This is a genomic window from Paenibacillus bovis, from assembly GCF_001421015.2.
In the GTDB taxonomy this organism is placed as follows: domain Bacteria; phylum Bacillota; class Bacilli; order Paenibacillales; family Paenibacillaceae; genus Saccharibacillus; species Saccharibacillus bovis.
Genome location: NZ_CP013023.1, coordinates 3420277 through 3438344 on the forward strand (window position 1 = coordinate 3420277; position 18068 = coordinate 3438344).

The 18068-nt window shown below is 46.2% G+C and carries 18 protein-coding genes; 11 read left to right on the top strand and 7 right to left on the bottom strand.

Annotated elements, in window-relative coordinates:
• Nucleotides 1–25: 25 nt before the first annotated feature.
• The 3 genes from AR543_RS14555 to AR543_RS14565 form a co-directional block, all read right to left on the bottom strand.
• The gene (locus AR543_RS14555) at nucleotides 26–1870 is read right to left on the bottom strand and encodes an ABC transporter ATP-binding protein (protein ID WP_060535202.1); all 1845 of its coding nucleotides are present in this window, start codon (nucleotides 1868–1870) and stop codon (nucleotides 26–28) included.
• Nucleotides 1857–3596, bottom strand: a complete 1740-nt coding sequence (locus AR543_RS14560) for an ABC transporter ATP-binding protein (protein ID WP_060535203.1) — start codon at nucleotides 3594–3596, stop codon at nucleotides 1857–1859. Before AR543_RS14560 ends, AR543_RS14555 begins: the two co-directional genes overlap by 14 nt.
• A gap of 110 nt (nucleotides 3597–3706) precedes the next feature.
• On the bottom strand, nucleotides 3707–4123 hold the full coding sequence (locus AR543_RS14565) for a hypothetical protein (protein WP_064505590.1): 417 nt from the start codon (nucleotides 4121–4123) through the stop codon (nucleotides 3707–3709).
• 187 nt (nucleotides 4124–4310) lie between these two features.
• Here AR543_RS14565 and AR543_RS14570 point away from each other — a divergent pair, with 187 nt between their 5' ends.
• The 9 genes from AR543_RS14570 to AR543_RS14605 all read left to right on the top strand — a co-directional run bounded on the left by AR543_RS14570 (nucleotide 4311) and on the right by AR543_RS14605 (nucleotide 11105).
• Nucleotides 4311–5015, top strand: a complete 705-nt coding sequence (locus AR543_RS14570; protein WP_227871754.1) for a response regulator transcription factor — start codon at nucleotides 4311–4313, stop codon at nucleotides 5013–5015.
• Nucleotides 5012–6256 carry a sensor histidine kinase gene (locus tag AR543_RS14575; RefSeq protein WP_060535205.1) on the top strand — a complete coding sequence of 415 codons (1245 nt, stop codon included), beginning with the start codon at nucleotides 5012–5014 and terminating at the stop codon, nucleotides 6254–6256. The genes AR543_RS14570 and AR543_RS14575 overlap by 4 nt, the downstream gene beginning before the upstream one ends.
• 224 nt (nucleotides 6257–6480) lie before the next feature.
• Entirely contained in the window at nucleotides 6481–6897 is a 417-nt protein-coding gene (gene psiE, locus AR543_RS14580) for a phosphate-starvation-inducible protein PsiE (RefSeq protein ID WP_060536791.1), read from the top strand.
• Between the two features lie 72 nt (nucleotides 6898–6969).
• Entirely contained in the window at nucleotides 6970–8574 is a 1605-nt protein-coding gene (locus AR543_RS14585; protein ID WP_227871755.1) for a sensor histidine kinase, read from the top strand.
• Nucleotides 8504–8713 (top strand): ATP-binding protein, encoded by a 210-nt coding sequence (locus AR543_RS24725; protein ID WP_227871756.1) that lies wholly within the window; start codon nucleotides 8504–8506, stop codon nucleotides 8711–8713. The genes AR543_RS14585 and AR543_RS24725 overlap by 71 nt, the downstream gene beginning before the upstream one ends.
• Nucleotides 8714–8770: 57 nt before the next feature.
• Nucleotides 8771–9451 carry a response regulator transcription factor gene (locus tag AR543_RS14590; protein ID WP_060535206.1) on the top strand — a complete coding sequence of 227 codons (681 nt, stop codon included), beginning with the start codon at nucleotides 8771–8773 and terminating at the stop codon, nucleotides 9449–9451.
• Between the two features lie 44 nt (nucleotides 9452–9495).
• On the top strand, nucleotides 9496–10020 hold the full coding sequence (pssA, locus tag AR543_RS14595) for a CDP-diacylglycerol--serine O-phosphatidyltransferase (RefSeq protein WP_060535207.1): 525 nt from the start codon (nucleotides 9496–9498) through the stop codon (nucleotides 10018–10020).
• 6 nt (nucleotides 10021–10026) lie between these two features.
• Entirely contained in the window at nucleotides 10027–10518 is a 492-nt protein-coding gene (locus AR543_RS14600; RefSeq protein ID WP_060535208.1) for a DedA family protein, read from the top strand.
• Nucleotides 10519–10586: 68 nt separating this feature from the next.
• A complete protein-coding gene (locus tag AR543_RS14605; protein WP_060535209.1) occupies nucleotides 10587–11105 on the top strand; it encodes a GNAT family N-acetyltransferase in 519 nt (172 codons plus the stop codon).
• A gap of 171 nt (nucleotides 11106–11276) precedes the next feature.
• Here the strand turns inward: AR543_RS14605 and AR543_RS14610 are convergent, their stop codons facing one another.
• From AR543_RS14610 to AR543_RS14620, 3 genes are all read right to left on the bottom strand, one after another.
• On the bottom strand, nucleotides 11277–11792 hold the full coding sequence (locus AR543_RS14610) for a hypothetical protein (RefSeq protein WP_060535210.1): 516 nt from the start codon (nucleotides 11790–11792) through the stop codon (nucleotides 11277–11279).
• 214 nt (nucleotides 11793–12006) lie between these two features.
• On the bottom strand, nucleotides 12007–12636 hold the full coding sequence (locus tag AR543_RS14615) for an NUDIX hydrolase (protein WP_060535211.1): 630 nt from the start codon (nucleotides 12634–12636) through the stop codon (nucleotides 12007–12009).
• A gap of 15 nt (nucleotides 12637–12651) precedes the next feature.
• Nucleotides 12652–14412: an ABC transporter substrate-binding protein gene (locus tag AR543_RS14620; protein WP_060535212.1), complete on the bottom strand. Its 1761-nt coding sequence runs from the start codon at nucleotides 14410–14412 to the stop codon at nucleotides 12652–12654.
• Between the two features lie 141 nt (nucleotides 14413–14553).
• On the opposite strand from AR543_RS14620, the gene AR543_RS14625 reads away from it, so the two are divergent.
• Both AR543_RS14625 and cyoE read left to right on the top strand, forming a co-directional pair.
• Nucleotides 14554–15804 (top strand): MDR family MFS transporter, encoded by a 1251-nt coding sequence (locus AR543_RS14625; RefSeq protein ID WP_082472236.1) that lies wholly within the window; start codon nucleotides 14554–14556, stop codon nucleotides 15802–15804.
• Between the two features lie 433 nt (nucleotides 15805–16237).
• Nucleotides 16238–17158 (top strand): heme o synthase, encoded by a 921-nt coding sequence (gene cyoE, locus AR543_RS14630; RefSeq protein ID WP_082472237.1) that lies wholly within the window; start codon nucleotides 16238–16240, stop codon nucleotides 17156–17158.
• A gap of 185 nt (nucleotides 17159–17343) precedes the next feature.
• Here cyoE and AR543_RS14635 read toward each other — a convergent pair whose 3' ends face one another.
• On the bottom strand, nucleotides 17344–17973 hold the full coding sequence (locus AR543_RS14635) for a hypothetical protein (RefSeq protein ID WP_060535213.1): 630 nt from the start codon (nucleotides 17971–17973) through the stop codon (nucleotides 17344–17346).
• Between the last annotated feature and the right edge of the window lie 95 nt (nucleotides 17974–18068).

Here is an 18068-nt window from a genome sequence, read left to right on the forward strand (position 1 = left end):
CCAAGATTGTGGCAGAAAAATGGCATCAGGAGACATCAGTTTGCATCGCTTGTCTGAACTGACTCTGATACAGATCGTAATAGACTCCCTCCATGGATAACAACTGATCATGGCTGCCCTGCTCTGCAATCTGTCCATCCTGGATAACCAGAATCCGGTCTGCATCGCGAATCGTGCTGAGTCGGTGGGCAATCACAAAGCTGGTACGTCCATGCATCAGCGCTCTCATCCCCTGCTGGATATGCATTTCGGTTCGTGTATCTACACTGCTGGTCGCTTCATCGAGAATCAGAATAGACGGATTGGCGAGAATAGCCCGTGCAATCGTCAGCAGCTGCCGCTGCCCATGGCTCAGATTGCTGCCTTCCGCATTCAATACGGTATCAAGACCATGCGGCAGTCTGGCAATAAAGCCTTCTGCACTGGCCTGTCGCGCAGCCTCTTCCACATCCGCATCTGTCGCTTCCAGTCGTCCAAAGCGGATATTTTCACGAATAGTCCCCGAGAAGACATGCGCATCCTGCAATACCATACCGATCTGGCTACGCAGTGCATTTTTATCTAGTTCATGAATAGGATGACCATCAATAAAGATTGTTCCTTCATTCGTTTCATAAAAACGGGTCAGCAGATTAATGATGGTTGTTTTACCGGCACCTGTAGGACCGACCAGCGCAATCTTCTCGCCAGGTCGAGCTTCAAAGGTTACTCCTTTCAAATTAAGGGAATTCGTTGTATAGCCAAAAGACACATTATCAAATACGACTCTTCCCTGTATATCATCCAAAAGCACTCCTCTCTGCTCAGAATACTCGGATGCTTCATCCATAATCTCGAATACACGTTCTGCTCCGGCAATCGCGGATTGAATCATATTGTACTGATCTGCAAGTTCGGCTATCGGTCGTCCAAATTGCTTGGAATAATTCAGAAAGCTGACAATAATCCCCACGGTAGCCATGCCATGAAAAGCCATCCAGCCACCAATACTCGCGATTAGTGCATAATCCAGATTACTGATCATATTCATGGTTGGTCCGACGAAGCCGGACATGATCTGTGCCTTGATTCCGGCACGATTGAGATTATTACTGATCCCGCGGAACCGCTCTGTTTCGGTTTTCTCCCTGCGATACTGCTTGATCACCTTCTGGCCGCCAATCGACTCTTCGATAAATCCATTTAATTCACCCAGATGCTGCTGCTGATTTTTAAAATATGTCCGGCTGAGTCCTGCAATTCGGCGTGTGGCGAGCAGCACGAGCGGAACTGTTAGCATAGCCACTAGCGTCAGCGGAATATTCAGCATCAGCATGATAATAAGCGAACCGCTTAGGGTAATCAGACTGTTGAGCAGCTGGGTGACACTCTGATTCAGCGTATTGGAGACGTTATCAATATCATTGGTTGCCCGGCTCATCAATTCTCCGGTCGCATGTGTGTCAAAGAATGACACAGGCAGCTTCTGATACCGGCTGAATAGATCACGTCGCAGCTCGGATACCGTATACTGTGAGACACTCGTCATCACATAAGCTTGCACCCAGGATACTGAACTTCCCAGCAGATACAGACCGAGCAAAAGCAGACTCAGGCGTACCAGCATATCCCAGTCGTGAGGAATAATCGCCCGGTCGATGATTTTACCCAGTAAATAGGGGCCGATCAGCGAAACAATAGCATTGAGCACGGTAAAGATATAGACGGTGATCAATCCTTTACGCTGTCGGTTCAAATATATCCATAATCGCTTCAGAGTAGCAGAGCGATTTTTGGCACGTACTTTGGGTATATTGCCTCGTACCGGTCTATTCCCCATACCGGGTGAGCCAGACAATCCTATTGGAGATTGAGCGTTACGACTGGACATAGGCTACCTCCTCTTCTCCCAGCTGGGATTGCCGTATATCCCGGTAAATGGCACTGCTGGACATCAACTCCTGATGTGTACCCTGTGCTGCGATGCGTCCGTTATCCAGAACCAGGATATGATCTGCATCAATAATGGATGATACCCGCTGGGCAATCAGAATATTGGTACTTTCTTTCATTTTATGTCGGAGCAGTAGGCGAATCCGCGATTCGGTTACTGCATCAAGCGCACTTGTACTGTCATCCATAATCAGAATCGCCGGTTGAATTAACAGCGCTCTGGCAATAGACAGACGCTGCTTCTGTCCACCGGACAGGTTAATTCCGCGTTGTCCAAGCAGCGTATCGTATCCATTTGGCAGACTGGATATGAATGAATGCGCTTCAGCAGCCCTTGCTGCCTGCTCGACTTCTTCTTCCGTGGCATCGGGTCGTCCATAACGGATATTATCGCGGATGGTTCCACTGAACAGAATGCTCTGCTGCATCACCAGACCAATCCGGCTTCGCAGATGGTCGATTGGAATCATACGAATATCAGTATCATCAATAGTAATCGAACCTGCGTTCACCTCATATAATCTTGGAATCAGGCTTACCAGCGTCGACTTGCCGGCACCGGTAGCACCAAGAATAGCAACGGTCTCCCCTGGCCGGGCGGTAAAGCTGATATGTTCCAGCACCAGATTCTCATCTGCCCGATCATAAGCAAAGGAAACATTATGAAACTCGATCTGTCCTTTCCTGATCATTACCTTTTCTTGGTTAGAATCATCTGAAATTTCACTGCGTGTATCCAGTACTTCATTGATACGGTCAGCGGAGACTTTGGCACGGGATACCATCGTCAGCCGACTACTCAGCATCAGCATCGACATAAGCAGCTGGGTCACATAGTTAATAAATGCGATCAATTCGCCGACAGACAGCTGCCCTTTCCAGCTCTGTATACCACCGAACCATAATACAGCAACAATACTTATATTGAGAATCAGCATCATTATCGGCATATTTAGTGCCAGCAGGCGTACGGCTCGAATTGCCGTATCCGTATATTCCTGATTAGCCCGATCGAAGCGCTGCTGCTCATGTTCGGCTCGTACAAATGCCTTAATGACCCGAATCCCTGCCAGATTTTCCTGCAGTACTGTATTTACTCCATCCAGCCTACTCTGCATTTTTGTAAACAAAGGGAAAGAAAAACGAATAAGCGCATACAGTATAATAAATAGCACCGGCACCGATACGAGCAATATCAGCGTTAGTGCTGGACTGATCCGAATCGCCATAACCAGACTGCCGACCAACAGCAGCGGAGAACGAATTGTCCGCAGTACCAGCTGGACAAAATTCTGCATCTGTACCACATCATTGGTCAAACGCGTGATCAGCGATCCTGTCTTGAGCTGATCCAGATTGCGATTGGAGAATGTCTGAATATGTTCAAACAGCCGAATTCGCAGATCATTACCAAAATTCTGGGAAGCAATACTCGAAAAAATCGTACATCCTACCCCACCGAGCAACCCAATCAGCGCAACTCCCAACATAATGCCCCCGGTCGATATAATATGTGAAAGATCATTTTTCATTAACCCTTTATCCACAATACTCGCCATCAGGGTTGGCTGAAGCAGATCCATGCTTACTTCCAACACCATAAGTAGTGGTGCCAGTATGCACCAGAGCCAATAGGGTTTGAGTAATACCCTAAGCTTCCACATGATTGTTCCCCTTATTGAAACGAACTACGGTCTGCAATGATATAGCTCGGCTTGTTCTTATGAAGCAGATATTATTTATCTTCATATGATCTTGTCGCTTCATTGGCTATCTACGCATCCTTTCCTTCCGGATCAGTATCTTCGTTTATCTGGATAACAGGATTTTCGATTTTGTTTTCCTGATCTTCCGCTTCGTGATTTTTGCCGATCCGACTGTCACGATCCGGCTGATTCATGTCCTCATCCTTTTCTACGAGTTCAAACATATGGATAAATTCCTGAATAATCGTATCTGTTGCTTTGAGTTCACCACTGATCACCTGCCGGATTGATTCGTATTCCGGTTGCTCCAGCTGAGTCAGCAGGGTATTGCGTCTAATATTCAATCTTTCCAGAAAAGCCAGAGCGCGCCCGCGCCGGAAAGTCTGCGCACTACGGAAATGCTTTTTATCTTCCGGGTTACGCCCTTTTCTTTCCCGATGTTCATCATGAGAACGTCCTCTATGTTCATGCTTTCCTTCACGCATCTTTACATCACCCCTATTTTTGTATACATTTGTATACACATAATTTACGTATACAAATGTATACACTAGCAAAAAAATTGTCAATATAGATTTCACTTGAGAAGCTGAATATACGAAATAGTAATAAGAGCATTTTTCAAATAAAACGTAATAGTCAGGAAAAGCTATTGTAATAGTTTAGGAGGCTATGATGATGACAAGAAACCATCCATTGAATATTCTGATCTGCGATGATCATATTGCAGTTCATGAAAGTATATCCGCATATTTGCAGGCAGAGCATATGGAATTTGCTTCTGCCTTTAATGGCAAGCAAGCACTACTTATGCTGGAAAAAGGAAAATTTGATCTTGTTATTCTTGATATTATGCTGCCAGGTCTGTTTGGTACGGAGGTATGCCGGCAAATCCGGATGTCCAGCACTATTCCTATTATTATGCTGAGCGCCAAAGGAGAAGAAATGGATCGAATTACCGGGCTCGAATTGGGCGCGGATGATTATATCACCAAGCCATTTTCCCCAAGAGAAGTAATCATCCGAATCAAAACGATTCTTAAACGCACGCATTATGCACCTGCGCCGCAGGCAGAGCTGCTGCAAGCTGGCAAGATGACCATCAACCCGAATACACAGGAAGTATATATTGAAGAACAACGAATCGAATTCACTGTCAAAGAAATTGAACTGCTTACATTATTTCTCTATAACAAAGGCAAAATTCTTTCACGGGAGCAGATTCTGAACAAAGTCTGGGGATATGATTATCCCGGCGACACCCGTGCTGTCGATCATCTAATCAAGCGCATACGCAAAAAATTCCCGAAAGAACCCGCTGGCTTTGAGATCAAGTCCATCTACGGTATGGGATACAAACTGGAGACTGTACTATGAAATCCTGGACTACGCATCGAAGAGGCATTTATATAGCAATTCTGATTTGCTTTATTGTCGGACAGCTGGCGGGAACGCTGGTGATCAAGTATTTATTTATCAATTACAAACTCAGGGATATGTATCCCCAGGCAACCATGGCTGCCAGCAGTATTGCCAAGGGCAAAACCGATATTATTCATTCGGGACAATTTATTCTTAAAGCCTATGATCTTGATGGTAATGAAATTTCACTTGGTAATGAGCATCCTCCAAATATGTTTCAGGTTAGCGCCAAGCAGTTCAAGGATGTTCTTACCGGTTATATTCCGCAGGTTCTTCGTGACCATCAGATGGCGATTACCCGGGAGATTAAGGGACTGCCTAATGATTCAATTGTTGTCGGCGTACCGATTGTGCGCCAGGGCAAGCATACAGGAGTTGTTTTTCTGATGGAGCCCTCAAGTGAATATCAGGCTGTACTGAATGGATTTTATCTTGTATTTACAGTAATGCTGGTAGTGTGTACCCTCTGCATTGGTTACTTTTTATCCTCCTATCTGAAAGAGATGAAGCGGCTGGAAAAGACTCGGCGGGATTATGTAGCGAATATCAGTCATGAGCTTAAATCCCCAATTGCTTCGATTCGCGCTTTAACCGAGACGCTTGCCGATAGAATGGTGCATGATGAAGAGAAAAAACATAACTATTACAGTATCATTCTGTCTGAATGTGCACGGCTGCAGCGGCTGATTCAGGATGTACTCGATTTATCCAGCATGCAGAATCAACAGCACATATGGGAAAAGCAAAAACTGGATACCGGAAAATGGATAGCTTATATTGAATCAAGGTATTCTTTTCTTGCGGAAGAGCTCGGGATTGAATTCCGCATCGGTGATCAAGCCAGATCTCTTCCGCCGGTATTGTCCAACCCGGACAAAATTACACAGCTAATTAATATCCTGATGGATAATGCAATGAAATTTGTCGACGAAGACGGCATTATTACGCTGGAGGCAGAGATTCGATCCAAAACAATCATCATCAGCATCAACGACAATGGGCCTGGGATTGATAGAGAAAGCCTGCCCTTTATCTTTGAACGATTCTACAAAAGTGACCAGGCTCATCAGGGCAATGGAAGTGGATTGGGATTGTCTATCGCCTACGAAATTGTACAAGGACTGGATGAAGAAATATACGTAAACAGCCAGCCGGGACAGGGCACTACTTTCTTTTTTACACTCAGAAGAGCTTGATTGCCAAAATGAATATATCTGATGCCAAGACAAATGTGAGCTTCCACAATAGTCTTGGCTTTTTTGCATTTACATGATTTATGCTTTTGATCGCTGGGAGCAACCGGAAAACTTGATCCCTTGGATACCCCAAAGGACACATAGAGGACAAACCGCTCTTTTATAATAAGATGAGTTAATGAATGAGCTAGGCGAATAGCTCACAGGAGAGATGAACAATGAAAATGAAATTTATTATGATGCAGACACGCAAGCTGCCGGAACTGCTGCAAATTGTACTGAATATCAGCTTGTTTCTGATGGCGATTGTGCTGAGTGTGCTGCTGATGAAGGAAACATGGAGTATTTTCTCTTCGGTTTTTCTGTCATCAGAAGAAATCGACAGTTATTTTGCTTTTACCGATGAGCTGCTTGTTTTCTTTTTGTACTTTGAATTTATCGCTTTGATCGTCAAATATTTCAAGTCCAACTTCCACTTCCCGCTGCGCTATTTTATCTATATCGGGATTACAGCGATTGTACGACTGATTATCGTTGATCATGAAGAGGCACTCAGTACGTTCTGGTGGTCGATGGCTATTCTGGTGCTGATTGGCTCATTATTCCTGGCCAATACCCGTGTCGTGCGAAAAGATCACTAATTCCGCTAATCCAGTGGTATTCTTAGGAGGATGCAACCATATCCGGAATATCGCTCAGATGAAGGAGAATTCATGAAAAATCGCAGTATTACCTTTAAACTTTTTCTGATGACTGTCCTGTTTTTCGTATGTTTTTACGGGATGGTTATACTTAGTCAATTATTGTTTTTTAACAATTTTTATGAAGAGCACAAAGTCAATAAAGCAGAAAACGATCTGGAGAGGCTGGCGGCTGTTTATACAAAATCCGGGGATCATTCAAGGCAGATGTCCAATGAAGTACTGCAGTTTATGAACCGTAACAAAAGTCAGCTTACTATAGTCAACATGGATGGGCAGATGGTGCTGGAAGATCCATATCACCTGGTTCTTCGTAAAGACAACGGACAAAAAGTGTCTGTCTCCCTCTCGCTCTACATGAATCTGAATGAAGATTCCTTCCGGGCGCTGAATATTCGTACCGGTGACAAGCTGGATCTGTGGGGAAATGCAGACACTCAGGTAAATCAGTCGCAAATCGTATTTACACCGGAACAAATCGAAAAACATCAACCACGGACTACATCGTATATACCGGATATATCCGGTACAGTGACCGAGATTGTACTGCCTACGCCCAAGAACTGGAACCAGCGGCAGGGGCTGCTTATGGAAGCACTATATCGTGCCTTTCCATTATCGGATAGTCAGCAGGAGCAGCTGCTGGCGATGAAACCGTTGCAGTATGAGTGGACGGAATCCTGGAGCGGAACACACAATGTGATTATGATTCAGCCAGTAAAACGTTCCAACCAGAATGTGGAGCTGCTGTTCGCTCTCACATCTCTGCAGGAGATCAGCGACACCACAGAAGCACTGCGCTGGTTCTATCTCTATCTGGGAATCGGCGGTTTTGTATTAATCCTGATTTTGTCGCTGTTTTTCTCCAAAATTATTACAAGGCCGCTGATTGCACTGAATGCTATGGCGAAGCGGATCGTCAAGCTGGACTTTAGCGCAGATCCGCCTCCTGTCCGGCAAAATGATGAGCTGGGCAGTCTTGCCAGCAGCATGTACACGATGTCGATCAGCCTCGACAAGGCACTGCGCGAGCTTCAGGAAGCCAATCAGCAGTTGCAGCAGGATATGGAACAAAAGCAAAAAATCGAGTTGATGCAGCAGAGCTTTTTCACCAATGCTTCCCACGAACTGAAAACACCGCTCAGTATTGTCAAAAGTTTTGCGGAAGGACTGCAGGACGGGGTTAATATCAATAAACAGGATCATTATATCTCTGTCATTATTGAAGAAGCAGACAAAATGGAAATGCTGATCAAGGACATGCTCGATCTGGCACGGCTGGAATCGGGAACGATCCGGCTGCACAAGACTTCCTTTATGCTCAGCGAGCTGACCGAAAAGGTCGCAGATCGACTGGTGCATCTGTTACAGGCTCGCCAGCTGGAAATTATGATTATTCCGGTCAATGAACTTCCTGTTATCGCCGATCCGGACTGGATTGAACAGGTCATCCGTAATTTTATTGTAAATGCGATTCGTCATGCCGATGAAGGCAGTACGATCGTTATCGAAATGGTCAGCGATCCGCAATCTACCCGTTTTTCTGTTGAAAATAAAGGGGGAACCGATACCGGAAGATCAGCTGGCTCAGATCTGGGAACGATTCTATCGGGGTGAAGCTTCACGCAATCGCCAGACCGGCGGAACGGGCCTTGGATTATCTATTTCACGACAGATTCTGGACCTGCACGGGTTCCGTTATGAAGTAAACAATCGGGAGAAGGGTGTCTGCTTCTCCATTATTTTCGAACGATAAAGGTGTTTACGGTATAGAACGATAATGGATATTACCTTATAGAAAGAGGGATGCACGATGGCACGAAAAGTGCTTCTGATCGAAGATGAAGCGCGAATACGCGAAGTAGTATCGGATTACTTTGAACAGGATGGCTGGGAAGTGCATCAGTCGGATAATGGCCCGGATGCACTGGAATGGCTCGATACACTGCAGCCCGAACTGGTCATCCTTGATATTATGATGCCTCGGATGGATGGATTTGAAGTATGTCGCCAGGTGCGTACCCGTTCGGGAGTTCCGATTATCCTGCTGACTGCCAAATCCGCAGATCAGGATAAAGTACTCGGATTTGAACTGGGGGCAGACGATTATGTTACCAAGCCTTTCAGTCCCAAAGTGCTGATCGCCCGTGCCAACTCGCTTATGAAGCGGGTAACCGAGAATTACCAGCCTCAGGGGCATATGATTACTTTTGGCTCTGCCGTACTTAATACGCTTGCTCATCGGTTGGAAGTCGACGGTACGCAGATTGAACTGACTCCCAAAGAATACGATCTGCTTCTGCTGCTTATTCAGAACAAAAATATTGTTATTTCCCGGGATTCTATTCTGAACCGGGTATGGGGTCTTGAATTTGAAGGCGATACCCGGGTAGTTGATTCCCATATCAAAAAGCTCCGCGCCAAACTCGGCTACGAGTCGCGTCATATTCGCACCGTGATTGGTACAGGGTATCGGTTTGAACTGACATCCTGATTGATAAATGCCGCCATTTTGCACCAAGAAAGGAAAACAATTTTATGAACCCGACATGGCTCCCTACGCTGTGTACTGTACTGAATCTGGGTGCAGGAACAGCTTCACTACTACTCACTGTTAATGGACATTACCGACTGGCACTGATCTGGATTGCCATGGCAGCTGTTTTTGATGTACTGGATGGACTGCTTGCCCGCCTGCTCCACTGTACGAGTGAATTTGGCAAACAGCTGGATTCTCTAGCCGATCTGATCTCGTTTGGTGCAGCTCCGGCTATGCTGGTTCTGCTGTACCAGCTGGACGATGACCGCTGGCTTGGTCCGGCAGCCGTTATTTTGTTCGTGATCTGCGGCGCACTGCGGCTGGCACGATTTAATATATCCGGCTCGATCAACGGATTTACCGGACTGCCTATTACGGCTGCGGGGACACTACTTGCACTGTCCTCCCTGTCCGGCCCCGATCTGCCCAGCTACTGGACCATTATATTGATGGCTGTTATGTCACTGCTGATGATCAGCCGCATCCCATTTCCCGCCTTCAAAAATAAAATGGTGAGGAAGTGAGTACGCATGGATCTGGCTGCAGAATATATCGCCCAGTACGGTTATATCGCCATTACAATACTGCTTGCACTTGGCATTATCGGTCTGCCTATACCGGATGAGACATTAATGCTTTTTATCGGCTATCTGGCTTCGACAGGTGTACTAAATTATTTTATGTGCCTCCTGTTCAGCTTTATAGGCTCGGTTGCCGGCATGTTAATCAGTTATACCATAGGCAACAAGCTTGGTTTCAGGGTTTTAGACAAATACGGCAAATGGATTGGATTGAATCCCAAGCGGTTTGACCGGGTACAGAAGTGGTTTGTTCGTTACGGCCTTTGGACCGTGCTCTTCTCCTACTTTGTGCCGGGAGTCCGCCATGCAGCAGGTTATATTGCGGGAATCAGCGCTATGCCTTTCCGCAAATATTTGCTGATTTGTACCATCGGTGCTGTCGTATGGACAGTATTATTTATTTCTATCGGATATGTCGTAGGGTTAAAAGTAGTCGTTTGACTGCTACCTCTACTACGATACTAACCCATTCAAAAGGGGAAAATGAATGGAAAGAAGGATTGGGTAACATGAGTTTGATGATCAAGGAAGTAACAGGGATGAATTGGCGGGCTGCAGCTGCACTGCAGGTTACAGAAGCCCAGCGTCCGTATATGGAGAGCAATGCTTTTTCGCTCGCCGAATCCAAATATGAGTACAATGCGACTTCGGTTTGTCTGTATGACGGTATCATGCTGGTCGGTTATGCGATGTATGGCTGGTATTGCGAGGAGAGCGACAGTCTATGGATCGAACGCTTTATGATCGATGCCGAATTTCAGGGCAGAGGCTATGGTCGCCGGTTCTTCCCGCTGCTGCTGGATTATTTGCACCAGCGCTTCCATTATGAAAAGGTAATGATCAGTATCCATCCGGAAGATCGAGCTGGCCGGCGTTTTGCCCAATCACTCGGCTTCAGATCTACAGGGGAAACGGATGATGTCGGTACATTTACTGGTCAGGTAATGGAATTGGATGTAGAGCCTGCGGAAGATCCACAGCCATGGCAGCCGCTGCGTCTGCTGCTCGGTTCGCTGCGCAGTCGCTAACTACAATAAGTATCTATATTCCATGCCAAAGATTTGTACTTCATGCTCATTTTGCATCTCTCGGAATCGGAATATATGTTCAAATAAAAATAATAGACACCGCCCGATCACCTCTTCTGCAAGAGAGGATCGGGCGGTGTCTGTTTTGTATAATTTTCTGCTATTTCCGGATTAAGTATTCCATTCGTTATCGGTAAATCGCTCGCTCGGTCTGCTATTCTCCCGCTCGGCCTGTTTGCCCAGCCGGTGATGCAGCTCCTGGAGGATCATACTGGTCACTTCGCGGCGCTCGCCCAGATTACTGAGTGCCCGCCGTAGGCTGTCTTTGACCATTCCTGCTTTTTCGCCCTGTTGGTAGTTCGCCAGCGCTGCTGCGCCTTTTTCGATCTCGAATTGCAGATCCCGTATATAACTGGTCACGATATCCAGCGATTCCTGATATACTTCACTGGCATGACCATGAAGAGGTGAACGGATAAAACGATCAATATGAGATTCCTGAATATGAATTAGTGTAAATGCCGGATTGCCCAGCAGCAGCTCCATGCTCTGCATCTGCATCTCAGCCGGTATTCTGTCGATCAGAATCGCTTCATTATCCCGAACCATCTGCTGAAGATAATTATCGAGTTCTCTGCTGTCTTCAGGCAGCTGATCCATTTTATTTTTTTTGATAAAATAAATCATGTTTTACCCCCGCTTCATAAGAGATATCAGTTCTGCTGCCTCTCGACTATATCAAGAGTCTTTTCTTTGATGTATTTACCCCATATTTTCCATTGTATATTATTTATTAGCGATAAATAGAGAAAAAAACCGTAATTTCTACATTTATTGCGCTTTATTTACCCAAAAAGGAAGTGCTATCTTCTTCATCATAGATGATATAGACGTTTTTTGCTCATTTATATCCTAATGCATGAAATAACAAATCATAATACGCTTCGGTATTGGCAGTAAAATCGTCCAAAGTGACCAAGCGCCGCTCTCTTGTCGCAGACTGTTCTGCAGCGGGATAAAGCATTCCCTCTGCAGTTACATTATCACAGTCACCATGAATCAGCGACCGGAAAGAGTCTGCTTCAATCCAGAATAATCCGGTCACTTCGCTATGCTGAACCTGGTATTCCTCCAGAGAGCGGTCACATACATATAGATAGACATGAGTAAATTCCCGATCCATATAATGCTCCGAGATTCGATACTCGTCCCTGTGTGTTCCGCAGTACGTCAGCTCTGCAAAAGTTACGGATAGTCCCAATTCCTCTTCCAGCTCTCGTACCCCATCCTCCGGTGATTCACCTGTCATCAGATGTCCGGCACTGGAGGTATCCAGCTTGTCGGGAAAAGTCTCCTTGTCCGGATGACGCAGCTGAAACAGTAGCTGCCATCCCGCTTCGGCAGAACCGGAGACGATCCAGCAATGAAAGGTCTGATGCCATAATCCTTGCGCATGTACTTCCTCCCGTGTAGCAGTACCTGTCTTTTCCATCTGTTCATTAAAAACATCAAGTATCTCTATCGCGGTCATGTGTGACACTCCTTTTTATTTCTTTCTGATCCAGAGCGCCGACAGATTCGGAAAGCCGAACGACTCGATATGCAGTCCATACAGATTGCGATTGAAATAGGCCTGCTGATTCAGGTGATTACCATATATGACCCAGTTCTCTTCCCTCATCCGCCGTTCGATCCGGTCCAATATCTCTTCACGCTGCTCCTGCTCCAGCTGCATGATGCCTTCCAGCATACTTTTCAGCTGAAGCTGCTGCTCATGGCCCAGAGCATGGTACAGATAATTGCCTTCATTGCCAAAAAAATTGATCATATCCCATTCCCAGTCATCCTCCAGTATTTCCATACCAAGCATGATTTCTCCTCTATCCCTGCCATACAGCATCGTACCATACGATTGGGTGCAAGGAAGCAGCCGCAAGCGAAGACCTATCCGGGCAGCCTGCTGCTGCAGCCATTGCGCTTCGATCTGCTCTTCCTTTTTATCGAGAAAAGAAAGTCCCAGCTCGCTGCCATCATACCCGCTCTGTCGAAGCAGCTGCTCTGCTACAGTCAGCGACCCTTCCTGTAGGGGACGATAGCTTGCACTTTTCCAGGGAAGCAGGCTGTAGGCTGCTGCAATCCGGTCACCACCCAGCTCCCGCATCATTTTATTCCCATCATACAGATGACGAATACATTCGCGGAACCGGGGGTGATGCTGAATACCCGCACTGCGAAAATCAAACCGCAGGTAGCGGCAACCCAGCACCGGATGATTAATCTGGCGGCTGGCCATTTGATCATCCCGCTCAGTAATCTGATAAAGGCGACCATTGTGACCCTGTTCCGGCATAAACCAGACATCTACCCGATCCAGTACCGGACGCAGACCATAATAATCGTCAAAAGCCAGCAGCGACAGCTTGTTCGCAGTCAGTTCCGAGATTCGGAAAGGCCCACTGCCGATCCGGCATTCCTCCTGCTCTATATGGGCAGGCAGAATAGCCATATAGACATTGGTGATCAGATGCAGGAAAAACAGATTGCTGCGCTGCAAATGAAAAGTCACTACATGATCTCCCTTATGCTCCACTTCCCGGATATCACGATACAGCCATAGCGCGCTGCTCTGCTGCCGACACAGTCTTTCCCAGGTGTACTGCACATCCCGGGCAGTCAGCAGGGTCCCATCATGAAAACGAACTCCTTTACGCAAATAAAAGGTCCATATCGTATGATCTTCATTATGTTCCCAGCGATGCGCCACTCTCGGCAAAAATTGACCTGAGCCCGCATCATATGCCAGCAATGTATCTGTGATCTGCCGCAGTATAAATACCTCGAATGCTGTAAATACACTCGCTGTATTGAGCTTTTCCAACGGACGATAACGAATCATCCGCAGCACATCCTGCACACTGCTTTCTTCCTGCTCGCTGTGCATGCCAAGATAGACATGAAGTATATTCCATAGCCTTTCCCGGCTGTGCTCGTCTGTATCCAGTGTACCGATCAGCTCCAGCGCTTCCTTCACCCGATCTTTATCCAGCAACTGTCGTACCCGTATCTCCATTATATCTGTACCCGGATACAGAAATTGCAGCTGTGAAGTATTCCCCCTGCCACGTCCCGGCTGCCAGATGATCCAGTTACGACTCTCCAGCCGCCGCAAAATGAATTTGACATTGCGCGGTGTACAGCATAGCATCTCGGCCAGCATGGCTACCGTAACAGATAGCGGTGTATGATGCAGTCGCTGCGGATTTAATTTGTCGTACAGCTGCAAATATTGAATTGCATCGTTATCCAATCCTCTCTTCCTCCTTCTATTTCATGCGCTCCTATAAAAGGTGAAAGGCAGAGGCAAAAGCTTACTCTTTTTCTTCGCCTTTTTTCTTCTTACAATAATAACAGTTCCGTAAAAGCTTTGTAAAACATAGGAGTGTAGCTTATGATCGCAAAAAATCTCAAAATGATTCATCCTCTGGCCTGGACCATTATTGTCGGGACGATGTTTGGACGACTCGTCACCTCCATGAGTATTCCGTTCCTCGCTATCTATCTCACCTCTACGATGGGCGTATCCGCTACACTGACAGGTATTATCGTCGCAGCCAGCTCACTGGCCGGTGTATCGATCAGCTTTTATGGCGGTTATATCTCGGACCGGATCGGACGCAAAAAGGTGATGCTGGTCTCGGTATTTTGCTGGGCTGCCGTATTTTTTGGCTTTGCCGGTGCGCATGAAATCTGGATGTTCTTTGTCATGAATGTGCTGAATGGATTGTGCCGTTCGGTATTTGAGCCAGCTTCCCGCGCGCTGCTGTCGGATACCACACCGCCGGATCACAAGCTGCTTGTCTTCAATTTGCGCTATGCGGCTATTAATATCGGTGTTGTGTTCGGTCCTATTCTCGGCCTGCAGCTAGGATCGGCCCAATCCACTTTTCCATTTGTGATTGCAGGATTTGTGTATATTGTGTATGGACTGGTGCTGGTATTGCAATTTGCGGTTCACCGGGCTGCTCTGCCTGCTGTCTCCACCGCTGCAGCACCTAAGATTCGCGAAGCTTTTCGAATTACCAGCAGGGATCGTATATTTTTGCCTGTACTGATCGGTACGACCTTTTGCGTACTTGGCTACGGTCATTTCAGTTCGACGCTCGCCCAGTACTTATCGCTCACTCCGGATCTGGAAAATGGCAGCCGTATCTTCTCCTATATGCTGGCGATGAATGCTGCTGTTGTGCTGGTAGTACAGTATCCGGTCGTACGTACGGTCAGCCGCTTCCGTCCGGTCGTTCCGCTGATTCTTGGCAATATTCTCGTCTCTGTCTCCCTGCTGCTGTTCGGGATGGCACATAGTTTGATTGCTTTTATGATCGGTGTGTTTATTTTTACCGTAGGCGAGGTACTTCTGTTCACAATGATGGATATCCTGATCGACAGGATCGCTCATCCCGAGTGGAAAGGAACCTACTTTGGCACAATCGGATTCAACAATATCGGTAATGTTGTTGCACCTGTGGTCGGCGGATTGCTGATTGACCGGTTTGCCCTGCAGAGCGGTATTGCTGTCTTTGCTCCACTTGCACTGCTCACCGCGGTCGGTATCCCATTTCTACTAGCAGCACACAAGCGGCTAACGATCAAAGAGCAGAACGAAACACCTGTTGTCCGATCATCTGCAGATTCTGCCTGATCGAGTAATGATTACATATCACGTACTGACCTATTAGCATTCTCGCTATTTACGCATCCGACTGCTTTATCCGCCCGGCACTGCCTTTTCTGGGAAGCCGGGCTTTGATGTGTCAGGTTATTTTTTCCAATCGAATAGATGCTTCTGTATATCTGATTCCGGTGATATGATGTATATCCGGCCTTATCATACTCCAGCTAGAAATAGTTGGAATAATTGTTGATTTTATAATGAAAATGGGAAGAAATTTATCTTGATGTCTGACTAATGTTTGAGCATACTTTTGCTTAAATTCCTATCCATCCAGACAAAAATTAATAAATTATTCACAATTTAATGACGTAATTTTAAAAAAAGTCATTTCATTTCCATTCTTCAAAATTAAAATGTTATGATAAAGTCACAACAATCGAAACGGGTGACAAATACAGAGATGAATAATCAACCAAGCCAAGGTGCAAGTGCACAAGTCAATTCCATGCCCGCGATCTTTTTTGCTACGATCAAAACGGGTATTATCAAGTCCAATCTTATAGCGATGTTCGCCGGGTTAAGTATGGCGCTGTACATCTTTAACGTATCTTTTATAGATCATATCGGGGCAATCATTCTTGCCTTTGTCGGATCTTCTCTTGTTATCGGTTCTGCCGGAGCCTTTAACAATCTGTATGATCGGGATATTGATGCCATTATGGAGCGGACCAAGACACGGCCGACCGTAACCGGCAAAATGGATACTCGTACCGGCCTGACGATCGGTATTACGATGAGTATCTCCGGTGTGATTCTGCTATACCTGAGCTCACCGCTCGCTGCTTTCTTCGGGTTCCTGGGACTGTTCCTGTATGTAGTTCCTTATACCATGTGGACCAAGCGCAGAACAATCTACAACACCGAAGTCGGCAGTGTCTCGGGCGCCGTACCCCCGCTGATCGGCTGGGCTGCTATTTCCAGCGATCTGGGACATTTTGAAATCTGGGCACTCGTAGCTACCATGCTAATCTGGCAAATGCCTCACTTCTATGCGATTGCGATTCGCCGGTTCGACGAATACAAAGCTGCTGAAGTACCGATGCTGCCAGTTGTCAAAGGTATCAAACGCACGTATGTACAATCCAACTTCTATCTGGTACTGCTGATCGTATCCAGCGTAATGTTCTGGCCGTTGAGTCCTTATATTGCAGGTGTCGCGTTCCTGCTGAGCCTGTTCTGGCTGGTGTTCAGCGTACGCAGCTATCGCAAGGATGATATTAAGGACTGGGCGAAGAAAATGTTTATCTTCTCGCTAAACCATATCACGCTGCTGTTCCTGATCATTATCGCTTACTCTCTGATCGCACAGCTGCTCAAGTAATAGTGAATGTACTTTTCAGGAAAACTGATCATCTACTTTGTTTTGTATAAGTAGGAAGTAATCAATGATTAGTAGATGCCGAATAGATAAATAAAAAGGAAGTACCGGTTACAATATCGGTACTTCCTTTTTTTGTGTTGACCATAGATTGACTGCTGGATACAATTCGTCGGAAGAAGCATAATCTATTGCAGCAGTATGTGAGTACGATCGGATAGCTGCATGCATTCTTCTATTAATTCGGGCTGCTGCTCGATAAAATCAAGCCAGGCCTTCACCAGATATAATCGATGCTGCTCTCCTAGCACCTCTTTTTCCATCTGCTGAAAGGACTGCCAGCATTCCCTGCGAAACTCTTCGGATATCTTCATCTGGTGCAGCAGCCGCTTGGAGCGATACAAATTCTCCTGAGCCTGAATGGCCTCGAGCAGTACTTTGTTATTGGAGATCCGGATTTTACGCTTGAGCCGGTCCCAATTCCAGAGCGGATCACCGTTCTCATCTTTCATTTCATAAATAACGATATTCATCATCTCAATCAACAGTATGCTGAGTTGATATTCTGTTTCTTGCAAAGTTGGCGTGATCTCTACTGCTTCACTCTGCTGCTGTCGCAGACTTCGATCTGTCGTACGATTCGATTCCTGCTGGGACATGGTACTCATATACATCTCAATGTACCAGGCCAACTTGCGTTTAGCATCCAGCCTATAGTCACTATACATACGAAATATACCTTGTTGAATATCTGCGCTGCAGCTCCGGCCCGAAAACATCTGATCTGTAATATCCATCACATCTGGTTTGCTATCCATATCGGTTCTCCTCTCGAATACAGGATATAGACAGAAACAGACGGGGGGTGTCTGTTTCTACGAAAGCACCACTCCATGTGTCTGTCTATTCAGTC

What these genes read in the sequence shown, in the direction of transcription:
- AR543_RS14555 (WP_060535202.1), bottom strand. Translation starts at nt 1,870, where the DNA reads ATGTCCAGTCGTAACGCTCAATCTCCAATAGGATTGTCTGGCTCACCC.
- AR543_RS14560 (WP_060535203.1), bottom strand. Translation starts at nt 3,596, where the DNA reads ATGTGGAAGCTTAGGGTATTACTCAAACCCTATTGGCTCTGGTGCATA.
- AR543_RS14565 (WP_064505590.1), bottom strand. Translation starts at nt 4,123, where the DNA reads ATGCGTGAAGGAAAGCATGAACATAGAGGACGTTCTCATGATGAACAT.
- AR543_RS14570 (WP_227871754.1), top strand. Translation starts at nt 4,311, where the DNA reads ATGATGATGACAAGAAACCATCCATTGAATATTCTGATCTGCGATGAT.
- AR543_RS14575 (WP_060535205.1), top strand. Translation starts at nt 5,012, where the DNA reads ATGAAATCCTGGACTACGCATCGAAGAGGCATTTATATAGCAATTCTG.
- psiE (WP_060536791.1), top strand. Translation starts at nt 6,481, where the DNA reads ATGAAATTTATTATGATGCAGACACGCAAGCTGCCGGAACTGCTGCAA.
- AR543_RS14585 (WP_227871755.1), top strand. Translation starts at nt 6,970, where the DNA reads ATGAAAAATCGCAGTATTACCTTTAAACTTTTTCTGATGACTGTCCTG.
- AR543_RS14590 (WP_060535206.1), top strand. Translation starts at nt 8,771, where the DNA reads ATGGCACGAAAAGTGCTTCTGATCGAAGATGAAGCGCGAATACGCGAA.
- pssA (WP_060535207.1), top strand. Translation starts at nt 9,496, where the DNA reads ATGAACCCGACATGGCTCCCTACGCTGTGTACTGTACTGAATCTGGGT.
- AR543_RS14600 (WP_060535208.1), top strand. Translation starts at nt 10,027, where the DNA reads ATGGATCTGGCTGCAGAATATATCGCCCAGTACGGTTATATCGCCATT.
- AR543_RS14605 (WP_060535209.1), top strand. Translation starts at nt 10,587, where the DNA reads ATGAGTTTGATGATCAAGGAAGTAACAGGGATGAATTGGCGGGCTGCA.
- AR543_RS14610 (WP_060535210.1), bottom strand. Translation starts at nt 11,792, where the DNA reads ATGATTTATTTTATCAAAAAAAATAAAATGGATCAGCTGCCTGAAGAC.
- AR543_RS14615 (WP_060535211.1), bottom strand. Translation starts at nt 12,636, where the DNA reads ATGACCGCGATAGAGATACTTGATGTTTTTAATGAACAGATGGAAAAG.
- AR543_RS14625 (WP_082472236.1), top strand. Translation starts at nt 14,554, where the DNA reads ATGATCGCAAAAAATCTCAAAATGATTCATCCTCTGGCCTGGACCATT.
- cyoE (WP_082472237.1), top strand. Translation starts at nt 16,238, where the DNA reads ATGAATAATCAACCAAGCCAAGGTGCAAGTGCACAAGTCAATTCCATG.
- AR543_RS14635 (WP_060535213.1), bottom strand. Translation starts at nt 17,973, where the DNA reads ATGGATAGCAAACCAGATGTGATGGATATTACAGATCAGATGTTTTCG.